At 62.7% G+C, this 19,766-nt stretch carries 19 protein-coding genes; 9 read left to right on the top strand and 10 right to left on the bottom strand.

All coding sequences use genetic code 11. The features are described 5' to 3' along the window. Positions 1 to 62: 62 nt before the first annotated feature. The 4 genes from F3H35_RS17010 to F3H35_RS16995 all read left to right on the top strand — a co-directional run bounded on the left by F3H35_RS17010 (position 63) and on the right by F3H35_RS16995 (position 6,267). A complete protein-coding gene (locus F3H35_RS17010) occupies positions 63 to 425 on the top strand; it encodes a hypothetical protein (protein WP_149780732.1) in 363 nt (120 codons plus the stop codon). Positions 426 to 510: 85 nt separating this feature from the next. Then, a complete protein-coding gene (locus F3H35_RS17005; RefSeq protein WP_149780731.1) occupies positions 511 to 2,691 on the top strand; it encodes an efflux RND transporter periplasmic adaptor subunit in 2,181 nt (726 codons plus the stop codon). After that, complete coding sequence (locus F3H35_RS17000; protein WP_149780730.1) at positions 2,688 to 5,867, top strand: efflux RND transporter permease subunit; 3,180 nt, start codon at positions 2,688 to 2,690, stop codon at positions 5,865 to 5,867. Before F3H35_RS17005 ends, F3H35_RS17000 begins: the two co-directional genes overlap by 4 nt. 34 nt (positions 5,868 to 5,901) lie before the next feature. Beyond that, positions 5,902 to 6,267: a copper-binding protein gene (locus F3H35_RS16995; RefSeq protein WP_149780729.1), complete on the top strand. Its 366-nt coding sequence runs from the start codon at positions 5,902 to 5,904 to the stop codon at positions 6,265 to 6,267. A 154-nt stretch (positions 6,268 to 6,421) separates the two neighbouring features. Here F3H35_RS16995 and F3H35_RS16990 read toward each other — a convergent pair whose 3' ends face one another. The 5 genes from F3H35_RS16990 to F3H35_RS16965 all read right to left on the bottom strand — a co-directional run bounded on the left by F3H35_RS16990 (position 6,422) and on the right by F3H35_RS16965 (position 13,604). After that, on the bottom strand, positions 6,422 to 8,428 hold the full coding sequence (locus F3H35_RS16990; RefSeq protein ID WP_149780755.1) for a type IV secretory system conjugative DNA transfer family protein: 2,007 nt from the start codon (positions 8,426 to 8,428) through the stop codon (positions 6,422 to 6,424). A gap of 8 nt (positions 8,429 to 8,436) precedes the next feature. Next, on the bottom strand, positions 8,437 to 10,788 hold the full coding sequence (locus tag F3H35_RS16985; protein ID WP_149780728.1) for a relaxase/mobilization nuclease domain-containing protein: 2,352 nt from the start codon (positions 10,786 to 10,788) through the stop codon (positions 8,437 to 8,439). Beyond that, positions 10,775 to 11,368, bottom strand: coding sequence for a helix-turn-helix domain-containing protein (locus tag F3H35_RS16980; RefSeq protein WP_149780727.1), 594 nt, complete (start codon positions 11,366 to 11,368; stop codon positions 10,775 to 10,777). Before F3H35_RS16980 ends, F3H35_RS16985 begins: the two co-directional genes overlap by 14 nt. A gap of 562 nt (positions 11,369 to 11,930) precedes the next feature. Further along, a complete protein-coding gene (locus tag F3H35_RS16975; protein WP_007120662.1) occupies positions 11,931 to 12,137 on the bottom strand; it encodes a hypothetical protein in 207 nt (68 codons plus the stop codon). 537 nt (positions 12,138 to 12,674) lie between these two features. After that, positions 12,675 to 13,604 carry a DUF2493 domain-containing protein gene (locus tag F3H35_RS16965; RefSeq protein WP_149780725.1) on the bottom strand — a complete coding sequence of 310 codons (930 nt, stop codon included), beginning with the start codon at positions 13,602 to 13,604 and terminating at the stop codon, positions 12,675 to 12,677. Between the two features lie 624 nt (positions 13,605 to 14,228). On the opposite strand from F3H35_RS16965, the gene F3H35_RS16960 reads away from it, so the two are divergent. Both F3H35_RS16960 and F3H35_RS16955 read left to right on the top strand, forming a co-directional pair. Further along, complete coding sequence (locus F3H35_RS16960; protein ID WP_149780724.1) at positions 14,229 to 14,504, top strand: hypothetical protein; 276 nt, start codon at positions 14,229 to 14,231, stop codon at positions 14,502 to 14,504. After that, positions 14,504 to 14,836, top strand: coding sequence for a type II toxin-antitoxin system RelE/ParE family toxin (locus F3H35_RS16955; protein WP_149780723.1), 333 nt, complete (start codon positions 14,504 to 14,506; stop codon positions 14,834 to 14,836). The genes F3H35_RS16960 and F3H35_RS16955 overlap by 1 nt, the downstream gene beginning before the upstream one ends. A gap of 248 nt (positions 14,837 to 15,084) precedes the next feature. On the opposite strand, the gene F3H35_RS16950 is transcribed toward F3H35_RS16955, so the two are convergent. Further along, complete coding sequence (locus tag F3H35_RS16950; RefSeq protein WP_149780722.1) at positions 15,085 to 15,501, bottom strand: MerR family transcriptional regulator; 417 nt, start codon at positions 15,499 to 15,501, stop codon at positions 15,085 to 15,087. A gap of 73 nt (positions 15,502 to 15,574) precedes the next feature. Here F3H35_RS16950 and F3H35_RS16945 point away from each other — a divergent pair, with 73 nt between their 5' ends. The 3 genes from F3H35_RS16945 (at position 15,575) to F3H35_RS16935 (ending at position 17,333) form a co-directional block, all read left to right on the top strand. Then, a complete protein-coding gene (locus F3H35_RS16945) occupies positions 15,575 to 16,204 on the top strand; it encodes a cation transporter (protein ID WP_149780721.1) in 630 nt (209 codons plus the stop codon). A gap of 77 nt (positions 16,205 to 16,281) precedes the next feature. Continuing rightward, positions 16,282 to 16,749 carry a DUF411 domain-containing protein gene (locus F3H35_RS16940; protein ID WP_149780720.1) on the top strand — a complete coding sequence of 156 codons (468 nt, stop codon included), beginning with the start codon at positions 16,282 to 16,284 and terminating at the stop codon, positions 16,747 to 16,749. A gap of 38 nt (positions 16,750 to 16,787) precedes the next feature. Then, positions 16,788 to 17,333 (top strand): c-type cytochrome, encoded by a 546-nt coding sequence (locus tag F3H35_RS16935; RefSeq protein WP_149780719.1) that lies wholly within the window; start codon positions 16,788 to 16,790, stop codon positions 17,331 to 17,333. Between the two features lie 256 nt (positions 17,334 to 17,589). On the opposite strand, the gene F3H35_RS16930 is transcribed toward F3H35_RS16935, so the two are convergent. The 4 genes from F3H35_RS16930 to F3H35_RS16915 form a co-directional block, all read right to left on the bottom strand. Continuing rightward, positions 17,590 to 18,318, bottom strand: a complete 729-nt coding sequence (locus F3H35_RS16930) for a DUF736 family protein (protein WP_149780718.1) — start codon at positions 18,316 to 18,318, stop codon at positions 17,590 to 17,592. 124 nt (positions 18,319 to 18,442) lie between these two features. Next, positions 18,443 to 18,745: a hypothetical protein gene (locus F3H35_RS16925; protein WP_149780717.1), complete on the bottom strand. Its 303-nt coding sequence runs from the start codon at positions 18,743 to 18,745 to the stop codon at positions 18,443 to 18,445. A gap of 99 nt (positions 18,746 to 18,844) precedes the next feature. After that, positions 18,845 to 19,306 carry a DUF6915 family protein gene (locus F3H35_RS16920; RefSeq protein ID WP_149780716.1) on the bottom strand — a complete coding sequence of 154 codons (462 nt, stop codon included), beginning with the start codon at positions 19,304 to 19,306 and terminating at the stop codon, positions 18,845 to 18,847. Between the two features lies 1 nt (position 19,307). After that, positions 19,308 to 19,694 carry a DUF6878 family protein gene (locus tag F3H35_RS16915; RefSeq protein ID WP_149780715.1) on the bottom strand — a complete coding sequence of 129 codons (387 nt, stop codon included), beginning with the start codon at positions 19,692 to 19,694 and terminating at the stop codon, positions 19,308 to 19,310. Between the last annotated feature and the right edge of the window lie 72 nt (positions 19,695 to 19,766).

Genomic DNA, 19,766 nt, shown 5'->3' with positions numbered 1-19,766 from the left:
TTCACGCGCCGACGCGATGGTTTGGCTGGACAGTCGTGAAAAGGCAGGTATTTTCGCCTGTCATGAGACAGCTTCGGACTGCCCTCTCACGGTTCCTTATGGTCTGGCTCGTGGCGACGTTCGTCACGGCTTCGATAGGCGTGGGCGCATCCGGCACTGCAACGCCGGGCGACATGGCGCACGAGACCGCTCATGCAGAGATGCAGATGGGCGAGGACTGCCAGACCGAGGCTGCGGCTGGGATGCATGGGCAAAAGGGTCATGAGGCCTGTGCGATGACAGTGTGCTGTTTTTCCGAAGGCCCCGATTTTTCCGCGCTATCGCCGGACTTCGAGGTCATGCCGACCCTCTATCAGCCCCTCACCGAGCGCCGGCTCACGCAGTCAGAGCCCGAGAGCGCCAAGAAACCCCCGAAACACACCTGATCTTTCTTCTTCGATCCGGGTCTCCTGACCCGGGTTTGTGCAAGGCCGTGGCGCGACTATGGCACTCAGAAAGACAGGTTTTCTCATGCGTGGACGATACGCCGCGCTGGCGATCATGGCGCTTGGTGCCGGTGTCGCCGGTGGCATCTGGTACGAACGCGACAGGCTTGCCCAGTCCATGGAGGCGGGCAGCGACGGGCCCGAGATCCTTTACTGGGTCGCGCCGATGGACCCGAATTTCCGCAAGGACGGCCCCGGCAAGTCGCCGATGGGCATGGACCTTGTGCCGGTCTATGACGGGCAGGAGCCGTCTGGCGATCCCGAGGAGGTGACGCTGTCGCCCGCCGAGGTGAACACCATCGGCGTGCGCAGCGCCGTGGCGCGCGTCGAGGATATCTCTCACCGGATCGAGACGGTGGGCTTTGTCGATTACGACGAGCACGCCACCAGCCATATCCACACCCGCGTCGACGGCTGGATCGAGCGGCTGGAGGTGCGCGCGGTGGGCGATGAGGTGGCCAAGGGCGACCTGCTCTTTGATCTTTACGCGCCCGAGATCACCATCGCCAGTTCCGAGCTGCAGCGCGCGACGCGTTCGGGCAATGCCACGGATATCTCCATCGCCCGCACGAAGCTGATGAATTTCGGCGTCGATGCGCGGCAAATCGAGGAGATGGCGCAGGCCGACAGCCCGTCGCAGCGCATCCGCTTCTACGCGCCGCAGGACGGCGTGGTCTTTGCGCTTGCCGCCGCCGACGGCATGTTCCTCAATCCGCAGACGCGGGCGATGTCGCTCGCTGACACGTCCTCGGTCTGGCTGATCGTCGACGTGTTCGAGCGGGATATGGGGCGAATTGACCCCGATATGCGCGCCGAGGCGCGGTTCGATCATCTGCCCGGGCAGGTCTTTACCGGCGAGATCGACTATATCTTCCCCGAGCTCGACGCCGAGACGCGCACGCTTCGGGTGCGGCTGCGGTTCGACAACGAGGACGGGCTCTTGCGGCCCAACATGTTCGCCAATGTTGCGCTTGTGCCGTCCGGGGCACGGCAGGCACTGACGGTCCCCTCCGAGGCGGTGATCCGCACCGGACGGGCCGAGCGGGTGATCCTCAAGCAGGCCGACGACACGTTCCGCCCCCGGCTGGTGACAACGGGCCTGCGCGGCGGGTTCGGCGCGGGCGGGCGCACCGAGATCGTCCAAGGCTTGGCCCCGGGCGAAGAGGTGGTGGCCTCGGCCCAGTTCCTGATCGACAGCGAAAGCGCGCTCAATGCGGGCATGATGCGCTTTGCCCCCACCGAAGCCGAGCCGGCGATGGGCAAGGGTGTTCTGGTCTCGCTCGACCCCGAGACGCGGCAGGCGCGGATCGACCACGAGCCGATTGAGGCGCTGGGGTGGCCGGCGATGCAGACCCGCTTTGCCATTCGCTCGGATGTGTATCTGGACGGGCTGACCGAGGGGGACGAGGTGGAGTTCACCGCCGTGCGCGGCGCGGACGGTTTGCTGGCGCTGACCGAGCTTGGCCGCGATGACGGCGTCGATGCCACGGGGACCGGCATGGTTCACGCGGTCACGCCCGAGGGCAAGCTCACAGTCAGTCACGAGCCGATCCCGGCGTTGGGCTGGCCCGCGATGAAGATGGACCTGGATGTGGCCGGGGTGGACACGGCCTCGGTCCCGCTCGACACGCCCGTGACCTTTGATCTGGCCTCTGACGAGAACGGCATGTTCGCCATCGTCGCCGTCCGGGCCGAGGGCGAGATGGACATGGCAAAGACCGCGGAGGACGACAGCCCCAGCGCGCCGCCGATTACCGTCGAGGGCCGGATCGAGGCCGTCGATGCCGAGGCGCGCACCGCCACCATCGCGCATGGCCCGATCAAGGAGATCGGGATGCCGGGGATGACGATGGACTTCGCACTGTCCGACGCGGTTGAGGTGTCGGCGCTGCCCACGGGTGAAGACCTGACGCTGACCTTCCTGCGTCCCGACGGCATGACCATGGTCCTGGACGGCATAGAGACAAAGCCTGAGCCGATGACCGTCACCGGTACGATCAACAGCGTCGACGCCGAGGCGGGGACCGCCAATATCACCCATGGCCCCATTCAGGCCATCGGGATGCCTGGCATGACGATGGATTTCACGCTGGCTGGGGATCTTGACCCCACCAGCCTGCCGGTCGGCCGGGAAACCGGGCTGCTTCTGATGCAGGGCGAGGACATGTCCTTGTCGCTCGCCGGTACGGTGGAGTTAGGCCAATGATCCCCGCCATCATCCGCTGGTCCATCGCCAATCGCTTTATCGTTCTTGTGCTCGCGCTCTTCCTCGGGGCCGCTGGCGTCTGGTCGCTGCGCACCACGCCGGTTGATGCGATCCCCGATCTGTCGGACGTGCAGGTCATCATCAAGACGCCCTATGCAGGACAGGCCCCGCAGGTGGTCGAGGATCAGGTGACCTATCCGATCACCACCGCCATGCTGTCGGTGCCCGGCGCGGTCGATGTGCGCGGCTTTTCCTTTTTCGGCGACAGCTACGTCTATGTTGTCTTCGAGGATGGCACCGATCTCTACTGGGCGCGCTCGCGGGTACTGGAATACCTGGCCCAGGTGCAATCCCGCCTGCCTGCCGGCGTGAACCCGGAGCTTGGCCCGGACGCCACCGGCGTTGGCTGGATCTATCAATACGTGCTGATCGACCGCACCGGCGGGCATGACCTGTCGCAGCTGCGCACGCTGCAGGACTGGTTCCTCAAGTTCGAGCTTCAGACCATCGAGGGCGTGTCCGAGGTCGCAACCATCGGCGGTATGGTCAAGCAGTATCAGGTCGTCGTCGACCCCAACAAGCTGCGCGCCTTTGACATTCCGCTGTCCAAGGTTCGGGTCGCCATCGGCGCGGCCAACCGGGAAACCGGCGGAAGCGTGATCGAGATGGCCGAGGCCGAGTACATGGTCCGCGCCACGGGCTATGTGGACAGTATTGAGGATCTGGCCGAGATCCCGCTCATGGTGAACGACCGGGGTGCGGCTCTGACCCTTGGGGATGTGGCCGAAATCCGGCTCGGGCCCCAGATGCGGCGCGGCGTGGGCGAGTTCAATGGCGAGGGCGACGCGGTGGGCGCCGTGATCGTCATGCGCTGGGGCGAGAACGCACTCGCCACCATCAACGCGGTCGAGGAGAAGATTGACGAGCTGCGCGGCTCACTGCCCGAGGGGGTGGAGATCGTGACCACCTATGACCGGTCCGGCGTGATCGAGCGGGCCATCGACAACCTGCAGAAAAAGCTGACCGAGGAGTTCATCGTCGTCGTGCTGGTCTGCGGCGCGTTCCTGCTGCATCTGCGCTCGTCGCTGGTGATCGTGCTTTTCCTGCCGTTGGGCGTGCTGGCGGCCTTTGCCGTGATGCGCCTGCAGGGGGTGAATGCCAACATCATGTCGCTGGGGGGCATCGCCATCGCCATCGGCGCGATGGTCGACGCCGCCGTGGTGATGATCGAGGCGATGCACCGCAAGATGGAAGGCAAACGCCTGTCCGCCGAGGAGCGATGGCAAGCCGCGCGCGACGCCGCCGCAGAAGTCGGCCCGGCGCTGTTCTACTCTCTGGCGATCATCACGGTCAGCTTTCTACCCGTCTTCGTGCTGGAGGCGCAGGAGGGGCGGCTGTTCAAGCCCCTGGCCTTCACCAAGACCTACGCCATGGCTGCCGCAGCGATCCTGTCGATCACGCTGGTGCCGGTGCTGATGGGCTATTTTGTAAGGGGCCGCATCGTGGCCGAGCGGCGCAATCCGCTGAATGTCCTGTGTCAGTGGATCTATCGGCCCTTCCTCGATGCCGCCGTCGCCTGGCCCTGGGCTACGGTCCTGCTGGCTGCGGCGCTGGTGGTCTCGATGGCGCACCCGCTGCAACGCTTGGGCACCGAGTTCATGCCGGAACTGAACGAGGGCGATTTCCTTTACATGCCGTCACTTTACCCGGGCGTGTCCATTGGCAAGGCGCGCGAGGTCTTGCAGCAAACGAACCGCATGATCGCGCAGGTGCCAGAGGTCGAGACTGTGCACGGCAAGCTGGGCCGCGCCGATACGGCAACGGACCCCGCGCCGCTAACGATGATCGAGACAACCATCCAGTTGAAGGATCGCGAGGATTGGCGCCCGGGCGTCACGATGGACGACATCCGCAACGAGCTTGATGCGCGCGTGCAGGTGCCCGGCGTCACGAATGTGTGGATCCAGCCCATCAAGAACCGCATCGACATGCTGGCGACCGGCATCAAGACCCCTGTGGGTGTGAAGGTGTCCGGCGCGGATCTGACCGTGATCGAGGAGATCGCCGTGGCGGTCGAGAAGGCCGTGGGCGATATCCCCGGCACGGCGTCGGCCTATGCTGAGCGGCCCGTGGGCGGGCGGTTCATCGAGATCGACATCAACCGCGCCGCGGCGGCGCGCTACGCGCTGTCGATCGAGGATGTCCAGCAGGTGGTGCAGACCGCCATCGGCGGACAGACCATCGCGGAATCGGTCGAGGGGTTGGAGCGCTTCCCGATCAACCTGCGCTATCCGCGCGACTGGCGCGACAGCTCGGACAGGCTGGCCGATCTGCCGATGGTCACGCCCTCGGGCGCGCATATCCCGCTGGGCGCCGTGGCCGAGGTCAAGCTCGTGGATGGCCCCGGCATGATCCGCTCGGAAAATGCCCGGCGCACGGGCTTCGTCTTCATCGACATCGCAGGGCGCGATCTGGGCAGCTACTTGGCCGAGGCCCGGCAGGTGGTGGCGGACACGGTCGAACTTCCGCCGGGCTATTCCATCGCCTGGTCGGGCCAGTACGAGTACATTGAGCGCGTGCAGGAAAGGCTGGGCCTCGTGGCGCCGGCGACCTTGCTTATCATCACGCTGATGCTGTTTCTGGCCTTCAACCGCGTCACCGAGGTGGCGATCATCCTGCTGGCGCTACCGGTGGCGCTTGCCGGGGGCGTGTGGCTGATCTTCACGTTGGGGTATGCCGTATCGGTTGCCGTGTTGGTGGGCTTCATCGCCTTGGCGGGCGTGGCGGTCGAGACAGCCATCGTGATGCTGCTCTACCTCAACCTGGCCTGGGACCGGCGCGTGTTGGTCGCCAAAGAGCAGAACCGCGAGGTGAACCGCGATGACATCGAAACCGCGGTTTTCGAGGGGGCGCTTCTGCGGCTTCGACCCAAGCTGATGACCGTGGCCACGATCTTTGCCGGGCTCATCCCGATCATGTACGGCGACGCTACCGGGTCAGAGGTGATGCAGCGCATCGCGGCCCCGATGATCGGCGGGATGGCCACGGCGACCATCCTGACGCTCTTCGTGATCCCCTCGATCTTCGTCATCTGGAAACGATTTTCACTCGGGCGGGTCAACCGGCAGATGCTGCAACCCGTCCGCCCCTTTCACTCCCCCCAGCCCGGCGAATGACCGGTCTGAACTTACGCAATAAAGGAGACTGAACATGCGTAAATTCCTGCTTTCCCTGACCATTGCCACGGCTGTTCCGGTGTTTGCCTCGGCCAGCGATGACACCATGGGCCACGATATGTCTTCGCACGGCGATATGTCCTCTCACGAGGGCATGGACGGGCACGAAGGCATGGCCGGCGTTCATGCCGCCGCCACGGTGAACAGCATCGGTGACGGCATGGCCAATATCAGCCACGGTCCCATCGCCGAGATCGGCTGGCCCGCGATGACGATGGACCTGCCCATGATGGAGGGCGCCGAGATTGAGGGCGTCGAGGCCGGCGACGAGGTCATGATGATGTTGGAGAAGGGCGAGGACGGCATGTACGCCATCCGCGCGCTTTCGCCGAAAGAGTAAGCCGGGCCCGCCATGCAGAGCGCGCCCTCTCCCGAAGAAGTTGGGCGCGCTCGATCCTCTACAATCGCATGAAAGTCAAAAAGCGGACATTGGGACCGAGTGCGGCGAATGACCTCTTTCCGCCCTCCCTGACAGACAGGCGATGCCTACCACCCTATCGAGCAACCAGCTTTTCACCATCCTCCTCTCGCAGCATCTCTTCCATGTCGTCCAGGCCATCAACGGCGGAGCGCATCTGCGCCTCATCAACAACGCTCGCAGCTTCCGCATCCACGATCTGCCCCACAAAATCCATCTCCATCTGCCGCTGCTCCTCCGCGGTCACCGCCTGAACCACGGCTGCAGTCTTCTTTGGCGAGGTGTCAACTCGCGTCGGAGGCCGTTGCGCCTCGCCTCGCACCTGATCCGCGCTTTCAGATAGGGATTCATCTACTGCTTCTCCGTGCGAACGCGGGAACAAAGGCATCGCCTGAACACTCAGCGGCAGCGTGCCCTGCGACCCCCCTCCCCCCGGCTCCGGAAACGGCAACTCCCCCGTCTGCGCCGCGTGGATCGCCTTGAACAGCCGGTCATCGAAGTACTGGATCCGCTTTGCACGGACCGGCATTTGCGCATCGATCACCATGACGATTTCATCGAGCGGCAGACGGCGCGCTTCATCTTCTGGCAACAAAGAGCTTTCTTCTGTCCGTGTAGATTGGCTGCGCCCTTCAAAGGGGTTCTTGCCGATAGACTGGGAGCGCGTGATGACGGTCTTCGTAGTCTTGCCGACCGCCTTGCTCAGCTCTTCGACGGTTTTTTCATCTGAAGGCGTCAGGTAGAGCTTCACGCCGGCATTGCCCTGCAGCGCCCGGCGGGTGTTTTCGCCGTAGATTTCATCGAGGGCGGGGATGGTTTGGGTGACGACGGCCAAATGTCCGCGATAGGTCCGCAAGGTCTCGATACTCTCGACCACAATGGGCATCTTGCCGAGGCGGTTGAACTCGTCGAGCATGATCATCACGGGCCAGGGTTCGTCAGGTCCGGGGTCTTTCTCCTGCATGGCGGAGAGGAGATCGGAAAAGAACAGCCGGATCAGCGGCGCGAGCGGCTTCACCGTCAGCGGCTGGACCACAAGATAGACCGAGAAGGGTTTCTTGCGGATCGTGCGGAAATCAAAGTCCGACACCGCCGTCGCCTCATCGATGGCCGGGTTCTGCCATTGATCGAGCCCCGAGGTCATCAGGAGCGAGACGTAGGACGTCAGCGTGTCGTTGTTGGTCGAGGCGAGCCGCGTGAAGATCAGCTTGGCGGCCCTGTTATCGACCTCATGCCCCCGCGCGGAATACTCCTTCTGCTTGTTCCCGCCCGAGGCCGCGATGCGGTAGATTTCGCCCAAGGTCGGGCGCTTGCGCTGGAACGCCAAGAGCCCTGCCGCGACGAAGAGATCGATCCCGCCTTTGAGGAGGCCCTGCACCCGGTCGTTGTCGCTTTGCAGGAAGAGCGTCGCAAGAAGCTGCAATTCCATCTGCTGGCGCGCGGGATCTTTCAGTTGATAGATGCGCAGGAGCGGGTTGTAGCGATGCGTGCGCTTGCCCTCCCAATCGGTGGGGGCAAAGCGATAGACCTTGTCGCCTTGGGCTGCGCGGTGCCGGGCCGTGGCCTCGAAACACTCGCCCTTCACATCGAGCGTCACGGCGGAGCCCTGCCAGGTCAGCAGGTTCGGAATGACGAAGCCCGTGGTCTTGCCGCGGCCCGTGGGCGCCACGATCAGCGCATGCGGGAAAACCTTCGAGCATATGTAATTGGCGCGGGAGCCCGGCGGCCCCAGCTTGCCGAGGATGAACCCAGTCCCTGGCGCCCCGAAGAAGCCGTTGGCCTTCATCTCGCGCGCACTCTGCCAATGGGTCTGGCCAAAGCGTGTGAGGGCGGACCCCGAGAGGGCGAGGCTCAGCATCAGGCCGGCGGCGGCAAAGCTGCCGATGATCAGGTGAATAAGTTGCGCGTCCTCGGGGCGGCGGTCGAGGATCGCCGTGTAGTTCTGCGCGATATAAGCAAAGTCGATCTCGGCCCCGAAGCCGAGATCCTGGTAGGTCAGCACCGCCGAGGCGATGGTATAGCCCATGGCCCCGGTCACCAGCGTTACCAAAAAGACCCCTGTTGCGATCCGCGGTTTTCCCATGGTGGCGCTCAATGGACCTGTCCCCGCTCGGCCTCGCCATCCACGTCCGTCGCGCGGTGTTTTTCGTATTCGGTGTCGGCAAGATCATCGACCACCTGGCGCAAGGCCTCCGTGTTGGCCGTCGCGGCATCGGATTGCAAGTAGACCTTCGCGACATAGAGCCGGTCGAGGCGGTCCTCGAGAACCTTGTCCAGCGCATCAGCATCGCCGGATGTGAGCCGCTCGAGTTGGCGAACGTCCAGCACCCGCTCGATCTCGCCACGGAAGGCGTCCCGCTCCGCCTCGGTCTCGAAGGGCGCTGACAACTCCCCCGCCCGCTCATGGTCCAGAACACGCGCAATCTCGTCTGCGAGGCGGTCGGCACGGTCAGACTGCGGCGCAGTTTCATCGCGGGCTGGGAGGATGTCGTCGCGCGTGCCAACCCCAAGCCCCTCGCGCAACTCGTTTTCGCGGCGGACCTGATTGATGACCTCCGTGTCGCGTATCCGGGCGACGGCCGCGTAGGTCGCACCAAGCCCGCGGGCAAGGTGGGACGGCATGTCCGGATAGCGCGCGCGCAAGTCATCTGCGACAGCATCTGCAACGGGCGTGCGGAGGTCGCGTCCCTCCATGATCCGGTCGACCTCGCGGGTGATCTCGCTGGCGCGGGCAGCATCGGTGACGGTCTCCCTGTAGGGCTCAGACCGATCGATCACATCGCCAGGGCGTGGAAGCAGCTCCGGGTGTGCCTCGAGATACGCGCGCTGCTCGGTCTCGATCCGGCGCTCCGCTCGCGATACAACCTCCCAATCCCGGTCCTCGATCTGCTGCGCGGTCAGGCCCTCTGCGCGCATCTCCTGACGGATTGTCCCTTCCATCGCCCGGACCGCGTCCCGGTGATAATGGAACCGCTCGCTGATCGGTTCCGCTTCCATGACGCCATCCCGGCGCAGCACGTTCTCGCGCTCCAACAGCGTGCCAAGTTCCACATGCACGTCATTGAGAATGTCGCGGGCTTGTTCCAGATCGGCGCGGCGCTCGAGGTTCAGATCGCGCGCCTCGGCCACCTTGGAGAGATCATTGGCGATCCATTGATGCTCGAGCGCTGCATTTGAGGCGCCCGTCTCGATCCGGGCCACCACTTCCGATGTGCTGATCCCGGTGCCCCGTAGTGCCGCGTCAATGCGCGATCTCAGATCGGGTTCTGCCAAACGCTCGCGCTGGCTGGCGTCGATATTGGCTTCGGAATAGATCCCGCCCTCCGAGGGGGTCTCTGACAGCGTGGATGATCGCAAACCGAGAGGCTGCATGTGCTGGACCTGCGTCTGGATCTCGATGAGGCGCTTTTCCTGCACGGGACGTTCCGCGTCAGATTTCTCGGCGATCATGCCCTGCACCCGTGCGAGCTTTTCCGCATAGAGGCTTCTCAGATCCTCGAAGCTTTGATCCTCGGCCATATACACATCTCCTGTTCGGTCCACCTGCCCGCCGCGCGCCAGCACCTCGCCCGCGCGGAAGAGGGCTGCGGCAATGTCTTCGCGGGCCCCGCGGACCTCGGAGGTCTCTCGGGAGGCCTCCACGGCAAGCGAATGGTAGACGGTTCTGGTGTTAGCGATCTCCGCCAGCGTCCGCGTCAGGTCGGCCCCCACGCGTTCACGCTCGCGGGGCGCGCGACCCTCGTCTTTCGCGGCATAAACCTCGCTGGTGCGGGCCGGGTAATGCACGACGCCGCGCTCCACCCGCCGTGTGGCCTCCAGGCGCACACCATACTTCTCCGCCTCTTCGACCATGGCGAGGCGGAAGTCGTCATAGTTGAAGCGATGGTTGCGCCCGAGGAAGAAAAACTCGCCTTCCTGCGAGCGGCGGTTCAGCACCAGATGCGCATGCGGGTGATCGCGGTCCTCATGCACCGCGATGATGTAGTCGAAATGCCCCTCATCAGTCTGGAAGAACCGCTCGGCCACAGCCGTCGCGATGTCGCGCACATCCTCGCCCCGCGTGCCGATTGGAAAGGACATGAGCATATGGGTGGTCTGTCCGAGCTTGGGCTTGAAGCCCGCATCCCACCGCTTGGCAAAGCGCTCGGTGAGGTCCTTGATGTCACCCGACTCGAGCTTCGCTTTGCCATCCAGGAACCCGCTACTGTCCACGATATGTGTGGACTTGGTGGTGAGGTAATCGAGCTGGTTTGCGAGCTGCGATTTGGTATGCGTACCCCCGCCTCTGATCGCCTTGAAGACCGCTGGCCGGTGGCCTGCTGCCGCGCGCGCAAGCTGGGTCTGCTTGGCCACGTGCAGCCCCTGCATTGAGCCCCGGACGCGGCTCCAGCCATCCCGAAAGACCTCGCCCGTGACGGCATGGACGGCATCATTCAGCCGCATGGGCAAACTCCCTCAGCGCGGCCGTGGCCTGCAGCTGCATCGCGTCCCGACGGCAGCGCAGAAGCAGATCGATCTCGTCAGCAGAATCCAGGATGAACCGCGCCAGCCCGCGCATCTGCGCGAGGCGCAATTCGGTGAACTCGGCACTCGTGCCCCCCACGGCCCCCTGCCCCCGCCGATTGGCCTGCGTCATCTGCTTGGCGATTTGCCCGACCCCATTCCCGACCTCGTGCAGCGAGGCGCGGTAGCGCGCCATCTCTGCTGCCATCTGCGCGTCCGGAACGAACACCCCGCCTGCCGCCTGAATGAGCCGCCGCAGCCCTTCGGCCCGGCTCTCGATCCCGGCCTTCGCCAGCACCTCGTCGAGCGCCGCAAGCTCCGCGGCCGTGACCTTCACACTGACTGCTGAGACCGGGATCGCGGCATCCGTCTGGCGCTCGGCATCGGCTTTGAGCGTGTACTGGATCGCCCGCACCGACACGCCAAAGCGTTCCGCCAGCACTGAAGTGGAAACGCCTTCCGCAGCTTCGCGAACGATCTCCATGCGGTCCGCATCTGTGAGGCGTTTTGAGCGAGACATGCGAAGAAAGACCCCCTATTTCCTGCCACCTTCCACCAAGGCTGCCCCTACCTTACGATAATATACCGAACTGTCAATTATATACTTACGTCGCATTCAGGCTCACGCAGCCTTGGTGTCCGCTTCACGCCGCGGCCCGCAGGGACGCGGCTCTGCCGCCCTCACCACCGGGCAACCAACCTGCCCTAGGGGTCTCGTCCGCCAGCCCCGCCCGAGGCTCTGGCCGAACACGCATGTGTTCGGACGGAACCGCGGGCGGGCGCAAACCCCACCGACAGGGCGGACAGGCAGGGTCAAGGAGGGCCAGATTTGGCTTGCCAAATCTCTGCCGCAAAAACCGGGAGGCCCTGGCCGATAGGTTTTTGCGGATGGCCCCCTTGAGGCTGACTGGCCGGTCTGTCGCGGCCTGATCATTCCGGGGGGAGTGCGTCCGTTGAACGCGCCGCGAACGGCACCAAGAAGGGTCGCTGCCGGCGATCACCCGCGCCGGTGACGGCATCCCTGGAACAGGGATCGGGCCGCCCCAAGATCGTCCTGGGGCGGCCCATCCTCGTCAGAGGATTTAGTCCTGGGGGTCTTTCGCGCTCGGCGGGAACATCACCAGCTCCGAGACCGCGACCGGGAAGTCGAGCTTGAGGCTGAAGAACTCCGAGCCATCCCCGTTGCGGGTGTTGCGGAACATCGCACCCACGCGCTGAAAACGGGTGCGCTCCTGGCCATCGGTGTCGGTGAACTTGACGGGGACGGTGGCGACGTAGTGGTTGGTCATTTGGGTTACTCCTTGTTGCGATGGGGATCACCCGGCACGGGGGCAAGAGGCCCGGTCGCAAGCGCAAATGCGGAGGGTCCGCGGCCCGCCGTGGAAGCCGTATTTGTGCTTGCCGGAGCGAAGCGCATGGCACGATTGGGCCGACCCCGTGCGATCCACATCTATGAGCAAAAAGGAGTGATCCGGATGGCCCTTGCCATCACACCGACGCCACCATCCGCGTTCGCGTCCCGCCGAGCCTGGCAGGGGTGCTGACGGAGCCCGCCCGCGTGGATGCGATGTTCCGAAACACGCCCCGAAGGACGTGCAAGTCTTCAGCCTCAAGTGCGACGTTTCGAGCCTTCGTGTGTTGCGATGCTGACGATGTGCGTGAAGTGCGCACCATCCCCAACCCGTACCGATGCGGATGGGCCGCACTCTGACGGACTTGGTAGAGGGATAACGGTGCCGGCCGCCGCAGCCTGTCGATCTTGCGTAACCGACCGCACGCGCCATGAGACATGACGAAAGGGCCGCGCCAAGCGCGACCCCCTCTCTTCAATCCTGCGCAGTCTTCTTCGCCGGGTCAGCAACCCGCATGACCGTCAGGCCTTTCGCTTCCGCCTTCTGCCCGAGGTTCAGCGCGACCCCGTTGCCGCCGAAGAGGACAACCCCCGTCGCGGCGAACTTGTCGTCCAGCATTTCGTCGTTGCACTTGAACGGTGCCGCCCGCCCGTGCGCGGACCAGCGCGGATCGAAGCGCGCCTGCGCGACCCCGCGTGCCCGGGCCCACCGAGCCGCAATCATCTCCGCCCCGTGCTTGCCACCCTTATGGCAGAGGAAAATCTCCTGATTGCGGTTCTGCTTGATCCGCTCGCGAACCTTGTCGAGCGTGTTGAAGATCACATCGACATCGGTCCAGTCGGTGGCGCCTGAGACGATCAGGGGCACCCCCTCGACTTTCGACTTCTCGGCGGTTTCGCGGTCGTGCTGCTCCAGGAGCTGCCGCGCCTCGAAGACCGCCCCGGTCTCTTTCGCCTGGACGCTTGCCCGCGACCCGGCCGCCGGAATGAAGGCGTGCCCCGTCTCGATCTCGTAGCATTCCGCCGCCGCCTCGCTCATCACCTCGATGGCGCTGACAATCTCGCGCAGCTGCAGAAAGCGGGCCTGCGCCTCTTCGAGCGCGGTCTCGGCGATCTCCGATCCGTCGTGAGATTTTGCCAGCGCACCGATCTTGTCGGCGGTGCGGTCGACCTCCTTGCCAAGTGCCACCTTGCGGCGCTGCAGGATCGTCGCGAGCCCATGGGCCAGCGGTTCGATTTCGGCTTCAAGCCCGGTCCCTCGCAATTGACCGAGCAGAGCCTCGAAGCTCTCGCGAATGATGCGGTCGGTCAGAACGTGATCTTCCGGGATCGGAAGTTGTGCGTTCTTCTCGGTCAGTCCGAAAAGTTCGATGGTCTCGTAGGTGTTTGCGGTGTCGTAAGCCATGTCTGGTCTCCAGTATTCAGTTGCAAGGCCACCACGTGAGTGTGGGGGCATGGCCGAATGCCTGGTTTCCGAATCTGCCCGGGTCAGGGACGGCGCAGCCGCCGGCTTGCCGGGCGCAAAAGTTTTCCTGTGCAGCAACTGACACATGCGCGCCCTCACGCACGGGACCGCCCCAAGCCACAGGCCCCGTCCTCGCCGAAAAGTTTTGCGATCCTTGACGCGGGCTGATTTGGGGGCCATCCGGAGGATATGCTTCCGCACTCATGTGTGTGTGTTTTGACGGTAGGTTTGCCCGACCCGAGCAGGCAAACGGCCCGACCGGACGCGGGAGACGGATGGAGCGGCGGGATCGTTTTGCCCCGCAAAACAGACCAGAGCGCAATCCGGCGGAGCGGCCGGGGAGGGACGTACTCGCGAGGCGGGCAAACCGGGATGCCGGGTGCTGCGCCGCGGTGAGGCCGCATGGCCGAATGCGCGACGGACCGAAGGGCCGTTCTCCCCTGCGACACGCGAAGCCGAGCTGGGGAGGCCGCAAGGCTGTTGACGCATTTCGCTCGGTCGGCCTGACTTACTTGCCAGAAGCGGCAAAATTCGGTAGTCTGTTGGAGCACCAAGGAGTCCGCAATGAGCGTTCAAAAGCAATCTGTCAGTTTCACCGACACGGCATATACATTTGCAAAAGAACTGGTCGAAGCTGGCGAGTATCCGAATGTGAGCGCGGCTGTTTCGGGTGAATTGGCGAAGGCCAAGGCAGAGCGAGATCGTGAACGGTCTCTGCTCGAAGCAGAATTGGAACGCCGACTATCCCTGCCACTCGACCAATGGGAACCCGTCGGCGATGCCGCCGACGTCACTAAAGGCGCCCGGGCCCATCTTGCCGCGATGGCCAAAAAGACCTGATGCGATTTATTCGGCATCCGTTCTTCGAACGGGACCTCATCGGTATCGTTGATCATATTGTCGAGGTGACTGACGGTGACGTTGCTGCAGCAAGTCGCAGGCTCGATGAAATCGATACCCTTATCCAGAAGATTGCCGAAAACCCAAAATCCGGTGCTCGCCTCAGCGGCAAGCTGGACGGATGGCTCGTGCGCCATGGCGGCGCCGGTCACCGACTGACCATCGTATTCAAACCTGATTTAGATGCGGGGCATATTTATCTCGCTCTCGTCGCGTTCGGCAGCCGCGATTGGATGCGACTGGCGTCAGCAAGACAGGTGTTCGCTGACTAGCCTTAAAGCCATGGAGTGGCGGGGAAGTTGTAGACCGGACCTTCGCTGCGCTCGAGCTGAACGGACAAGATGCGGGACTTTGCGGTCATCGCCGCTTCAATGATGAATGACCGCAGTCAGCCGAAGCGGGCCCACAGACCTCGGCGCAAAACTGCGATAGCTGACCTTCACCGCGCGGTTGGTGAACTGGTAGGATGCGGACTTTGCTGTCGTTTGCGCCGTTCGGTTGAATGTTCGCTCTTGGGCGATCAGTGCTCCCGATCACACCGGCTATGATCAGCGAGAGATGCTAAAACATAGCAATCCTCGACCATTCCGCGTCCGTCGCATCCCTTGGAGATACGAGCCAGTTCCTTTTCAAGCGCTCGAAGCCGCTTGATCTTTGCGCGCACCTCCGCCAGCTGAGACGACGCGATATCAGTAGCCGCTTCACAAGACCTGTCGGGGTGCTGCTGAAGTTTGATCAGGGAAGAAATCGCTTCTATCGAAAAACCTAGATCACGTGCGTGACGGATGAAGCTTAGCCGCTCTAAACCCTCATTGGTGTAGCGCCGTTGGTTTCCTTCTGTGCGCTCCGGTGCAGAGAGCAGACCCATTTCTTCGTAGTAACGGATCGTCGGAACCTTGACCTTTGTGCGTTTCGACAGCTCACCTATAGAAAACATGAAGAAACCCCTTGAACCTCTAGTCACTAGAGACACTAGACTATGGGAAACGTGAGATCAAAGAGGTTTACCCATGCCAGGTTGCTGCGGAAATGACGCAAAGTTTGACGGTATGTCAGACGTCTACAAACGGCGGCTTTGGATCGTCATTGCCCTGAACGCCACCATGTTCGCCGTTGAAATGACGGCGGGTCAATTGGCTAAGTCGGAAGCTCTGAAGGCGGACGCTCTTGACTTCCTAGGGGATGCATTGACCTACGGCATCTCACTCGCCGTGATTGGCGCTTCGATCCGCGCCCGTACAAACGCGGCCTTGGCGAAGGGGATCAGCCTTTTCTTGATGGGCGCTTGGGTGTTCGGTTCAACTGTATACCGCGTGTTCTACGTCGGTGTGCCGGAAGCCGAGATCATGGGCATTATTGGTGCTCTGGCTTTGGCAACGAACCTTGCAAGCGTCTTCCTTATAGTGAGCTACAAGGACGGCGATGCCAACGTCCGCTCGGTCTGGCTTTGCTCTCGCAATGATGCTATCGGCAATGTGGCGGTCATGATCGCCGCTTTGGGCGTCTGGGGCATGGCGTCAGGTTGGCCTGACCTCATAGTCGCCGCTATCATGGCGAGCCTGTTTTTGTCGTCCTCGTTCCAGATCATCCGCCAGGCGCTCGCCGAGCGCCGCGAGGTCGTTGATCATCAGCATGCTTGAGCAAGATCACGACAAATTGGTTCGGATACGGCCACCAAAGGGTGACATGGTCAGTACAGAACAAAAGGATGACTGATATGCAATTAACCCGCCGTCAAATCATCACCGCCGCTGTTAGTCTTACGAGCATTGCACCCTTCGCCGCGATTGCGCAGGGGACTCCGTCCATCCACGTTCTCAAGGACCCGAATTGCGGCTGTTGCCGGGTTTGGGTTGATATTCTTCGAGCGGAAGGCTTTCGTGTAACTGAGGAGCGCAGCTTTGGTACACTGCTTGTCCGACACAAATTGGATAATGGTATCCCTCAAGAGATGATGTCGTGCCACACGGGCGAGATCGATGGCTACATGATCGAGGGCCATGTGCCGACTGCAGACATCCGTCGCCTTCTGGACGAACGCCCAGACGCGGTCGGTCTCGCCGTTCCAGGCATGCCCTATGGATCACCCGGAATGGGGCCAGAAGATAAGCGTGAAGCCTACAACGTATTCCTGATCCGGCGCGACGGTAGCACTGAAGTGTTCACGAGTTACGACGCCGCCTGAGGTGAAAATCAACGATCAGAAACAATAGGGAGAAGACGATGAAGCAGCATAGATTACGCTATTTGGGTGTGGCCGCGGTGTGTGTCATCACTGCCACTGTGGCCTTCGCGCAGCAGCAGCGAGGTGACTGGTGGGGCAACGGTCATATGGGATCTGGTCACATGGGCTCTGGAGTTATGCACGGTTGGGGTTGGGGACAAATGAACCCTGGACAACAGCAGCGGATGCAGCGCCACTGGACATATATGAACCAAGGTGTCCCCGGCGCATATCGAGGCGCACGCAGTGACGTTCGCGCGACACCTCAGGTGATCGCAGCAGGCCGGACGCTCTATTCGAACAATTGTGCAAGTTGTCATGGCGCCGAAGGGTTGGGAGACGGCAAAGCGGGTCGTTCTCTTGTACCTTCTCCGGCACTGCTGCGCCAGTTTGTCCAGATGCCGATGTCTGGCGATGAATACCTTCTTTGGACGATTTCCGAGGGCGGTGAGCGCTTCGGTACAGACATGCCAGCCTTCAGGGAAACGCTGAGCGAAGAAGAGATCTGGAAAATAATCGCTTACATGCGCGCGGGGTTTCCGTGATGCCGCGCATCGCGAACGTTTTATAGAGTTTCTCGCGGTGCCTCTAAAAATGCACAGTTTCGCCGATCACCGCCGAAACTGACATTGGTGGAACGCGCAGCATTGGTCACTCTGGGCTCTTCGGTAGCATTAGCTGCGGGCGACACGAACGTCTGCAATGTAGGCCGGGTTCATTCAACCACACCAGTACAGAAAAAGGGGAACCGTGATCCCACGGCTCCCCTTTCGGTTCAGATCGTCTCCCCCCGCGCGCCGATTAGGCGACTAAGGAGAGCCCCGCGCCTGCGTCCTGCGGCTGCTCACCGCTGTCGATGAACGGGATGATCGAGAAGGTCTGCCCGCCGCGCTGTTCTTCGTTCTGCACGGCGTTCACGCGCAGGTCGCCATCGGGCGTGTTGATCAGCAGCGACAGGTAGTCATTGCCCGTCCGGCTGCTTTTGGCCATCCACGCCGAACCGACGCGGATCGGTGTACCCCGGGGCGAGCTGACCTCGATGCGGTAATCGGGGTGGGTCTCCTCGGATTTATAGCTGTTCTCGATCAGCATGAACTCCAGATCGAACATCATGTTGGCGATGTAGCCGGTGAAGGCGTTGTCAGCGTCCATGGCGGTGAGCTCGCCCGAGATCGAGCCGGATTTCATCAGGCCGTTTGAGACCAGCGGGATGATCTCGAACGCGCCGCTCTGGGCCGCGCGCGCCTCTTTCGTCTGCACCGCGTTGACCCGGAACGGACCCAAGCCGACATCGATCTGCATCGAGATGTAGGGGTTGCCGCTGGTATTGCCGGTCTCGTTCCAGGCTGTGCCGATGCGCACCTTGCGGCCTGATTTGTTGACTGCCGTCACGTCAAAATCCGGGCTGCGTTCAGACATCTTGGCCCGCGCCTCCAACTGGATGGCGATGTCAAAGCGCGTCGAGTGGATCATGCCGGTGTACTGAACGGCTGCGGTCTCGACATTGCGGGTGAGGGTTCCTGCGAACATGGGATGGTTCCTTTTGGATTGGCCGGTGCCTGACGTTCTTGCCAACGCATCCGGGATTGCTTTCTCGACCCCTTGAGGGATCACAAATCAGAAAGCCTGCTTTCCTTTCAGCCCCGCCCACGGGTCAGAGCTGCTGTCCGAGTGGGAATGCCCCCGCGCCTCCGGGTGCTACGCCCCTCCCCTGCCCGTCTGGTCTTGATTGGTTGCCCGGATTTTCTGCGGCGTCCTTCGATTGCGCGACGAAGAAATCCGTTTCTTTTCCGTTCAACCGTTGCCCGCTCCGGTCGGTCAGGCCGATGCAGCTACCATTCGGCACATAGGTGACGAGGTACTGACCGAGCAGGTCCTTGTGGACAACGTAGCCGGTATTGGCCCAATGCACGGTCTGGCCGGCATCGACGGCGGCCTTGATGTCTTCGAGTGTCATGGGGTCCTCCTCGAGAAGAGTGGTGGGGAAACGACGCAAGAAGCCCGATCTTCCAACCGGGCTTCCATGCAGCATTTGTTGGCAAACGGCCGAGTGCTGTCAGGCACCTTGCGTGGCTTGCGTCGCGTGCGCCGCCATCCAATCCTTCAGACCAAGAACCGTTCTTCCGGCGGCGACCTCGGAGGCCCAGGCAACCCTTGGGTCGCCGCAGGGCTCGGAGCCGGCGTGCGAGTCGATATGGCCATTGGCCATCCATGGCTCGGGCTGGATCCGTCGCAGCCAGTCCGCCATGCTCGGGATCCGGCCCTGACAGTCTTCGCGGACATGCTGCTCCCCGATCCAGCGCACGGGAATGTCCCGACCTGCGCTATTGGTCAGGGTCAAGCCGAAGACACGTTCGGCCTCGAACAGGCCTTGGGCATGATGGCGCATAGCTCGGTGCGTGAAGAGCGCGAGGTGCTCTTTCGAGGCGTCAAACCAATCGTGCACAGCCTGATAGTCAGACGGCACCCCGCCGAATTTCCGGGCAGAGCTTTCGGCATGATGAAGCGGATGGGCCATCTCAAAGACCCTCGACATAGCTGTGCGAGCATTCGACATAGCGGTCCGCGTGATCGAGGGTGATCCTGTCGGCTGCGATGTCCCAGGTCAGCGTGCCGTAGCCGCCTTCGTTATTTTCGAACCCCGGGTGATGGTGATAGGCGAGCGACCAGGCGAAGTCGCCAACCTCAGCGGCAAGCGCCGCCGGCAGTTGGATCTCTGCAGGCTGCACCGTCACATCCTCGACATTGCCGGAGTCGCCGTAGCCCTCGTATTCGGCAGTGACCTCGCTGATGCCAAGCGTGCGCAATTGCGCGAGCAGCTCCGTTCGGGATGCCTTCAAGGTGGTTTCGCGCTCTGCACGCCACTGAGCCGCCATTGCGGCATAGTCGATCTGGGGATTGGTCATGGGTCTGTCCTCTTGTCTGAAATTGGGGGGCCGGGTGTGGCATTGGTCAGCGCGCGCCCGGAAAGCGCAGCC

The sequence above is a fragment of the Roseovarius litoreus genome (genome assembly GCF_900142765.1).
GTDB classification, from domain to species: Bacteria; Pseudomonadota; Alphaproteobacteria; order Rhodobacterales; family Rhodobacteraceae; genus Roseovarius; species Roseovarius litoreus.
The sequence above is the reverse complement of the archived record's forward strand: the minus strand, read 5'-3'. Positions and strand labels throughout refer to the sequence as shown.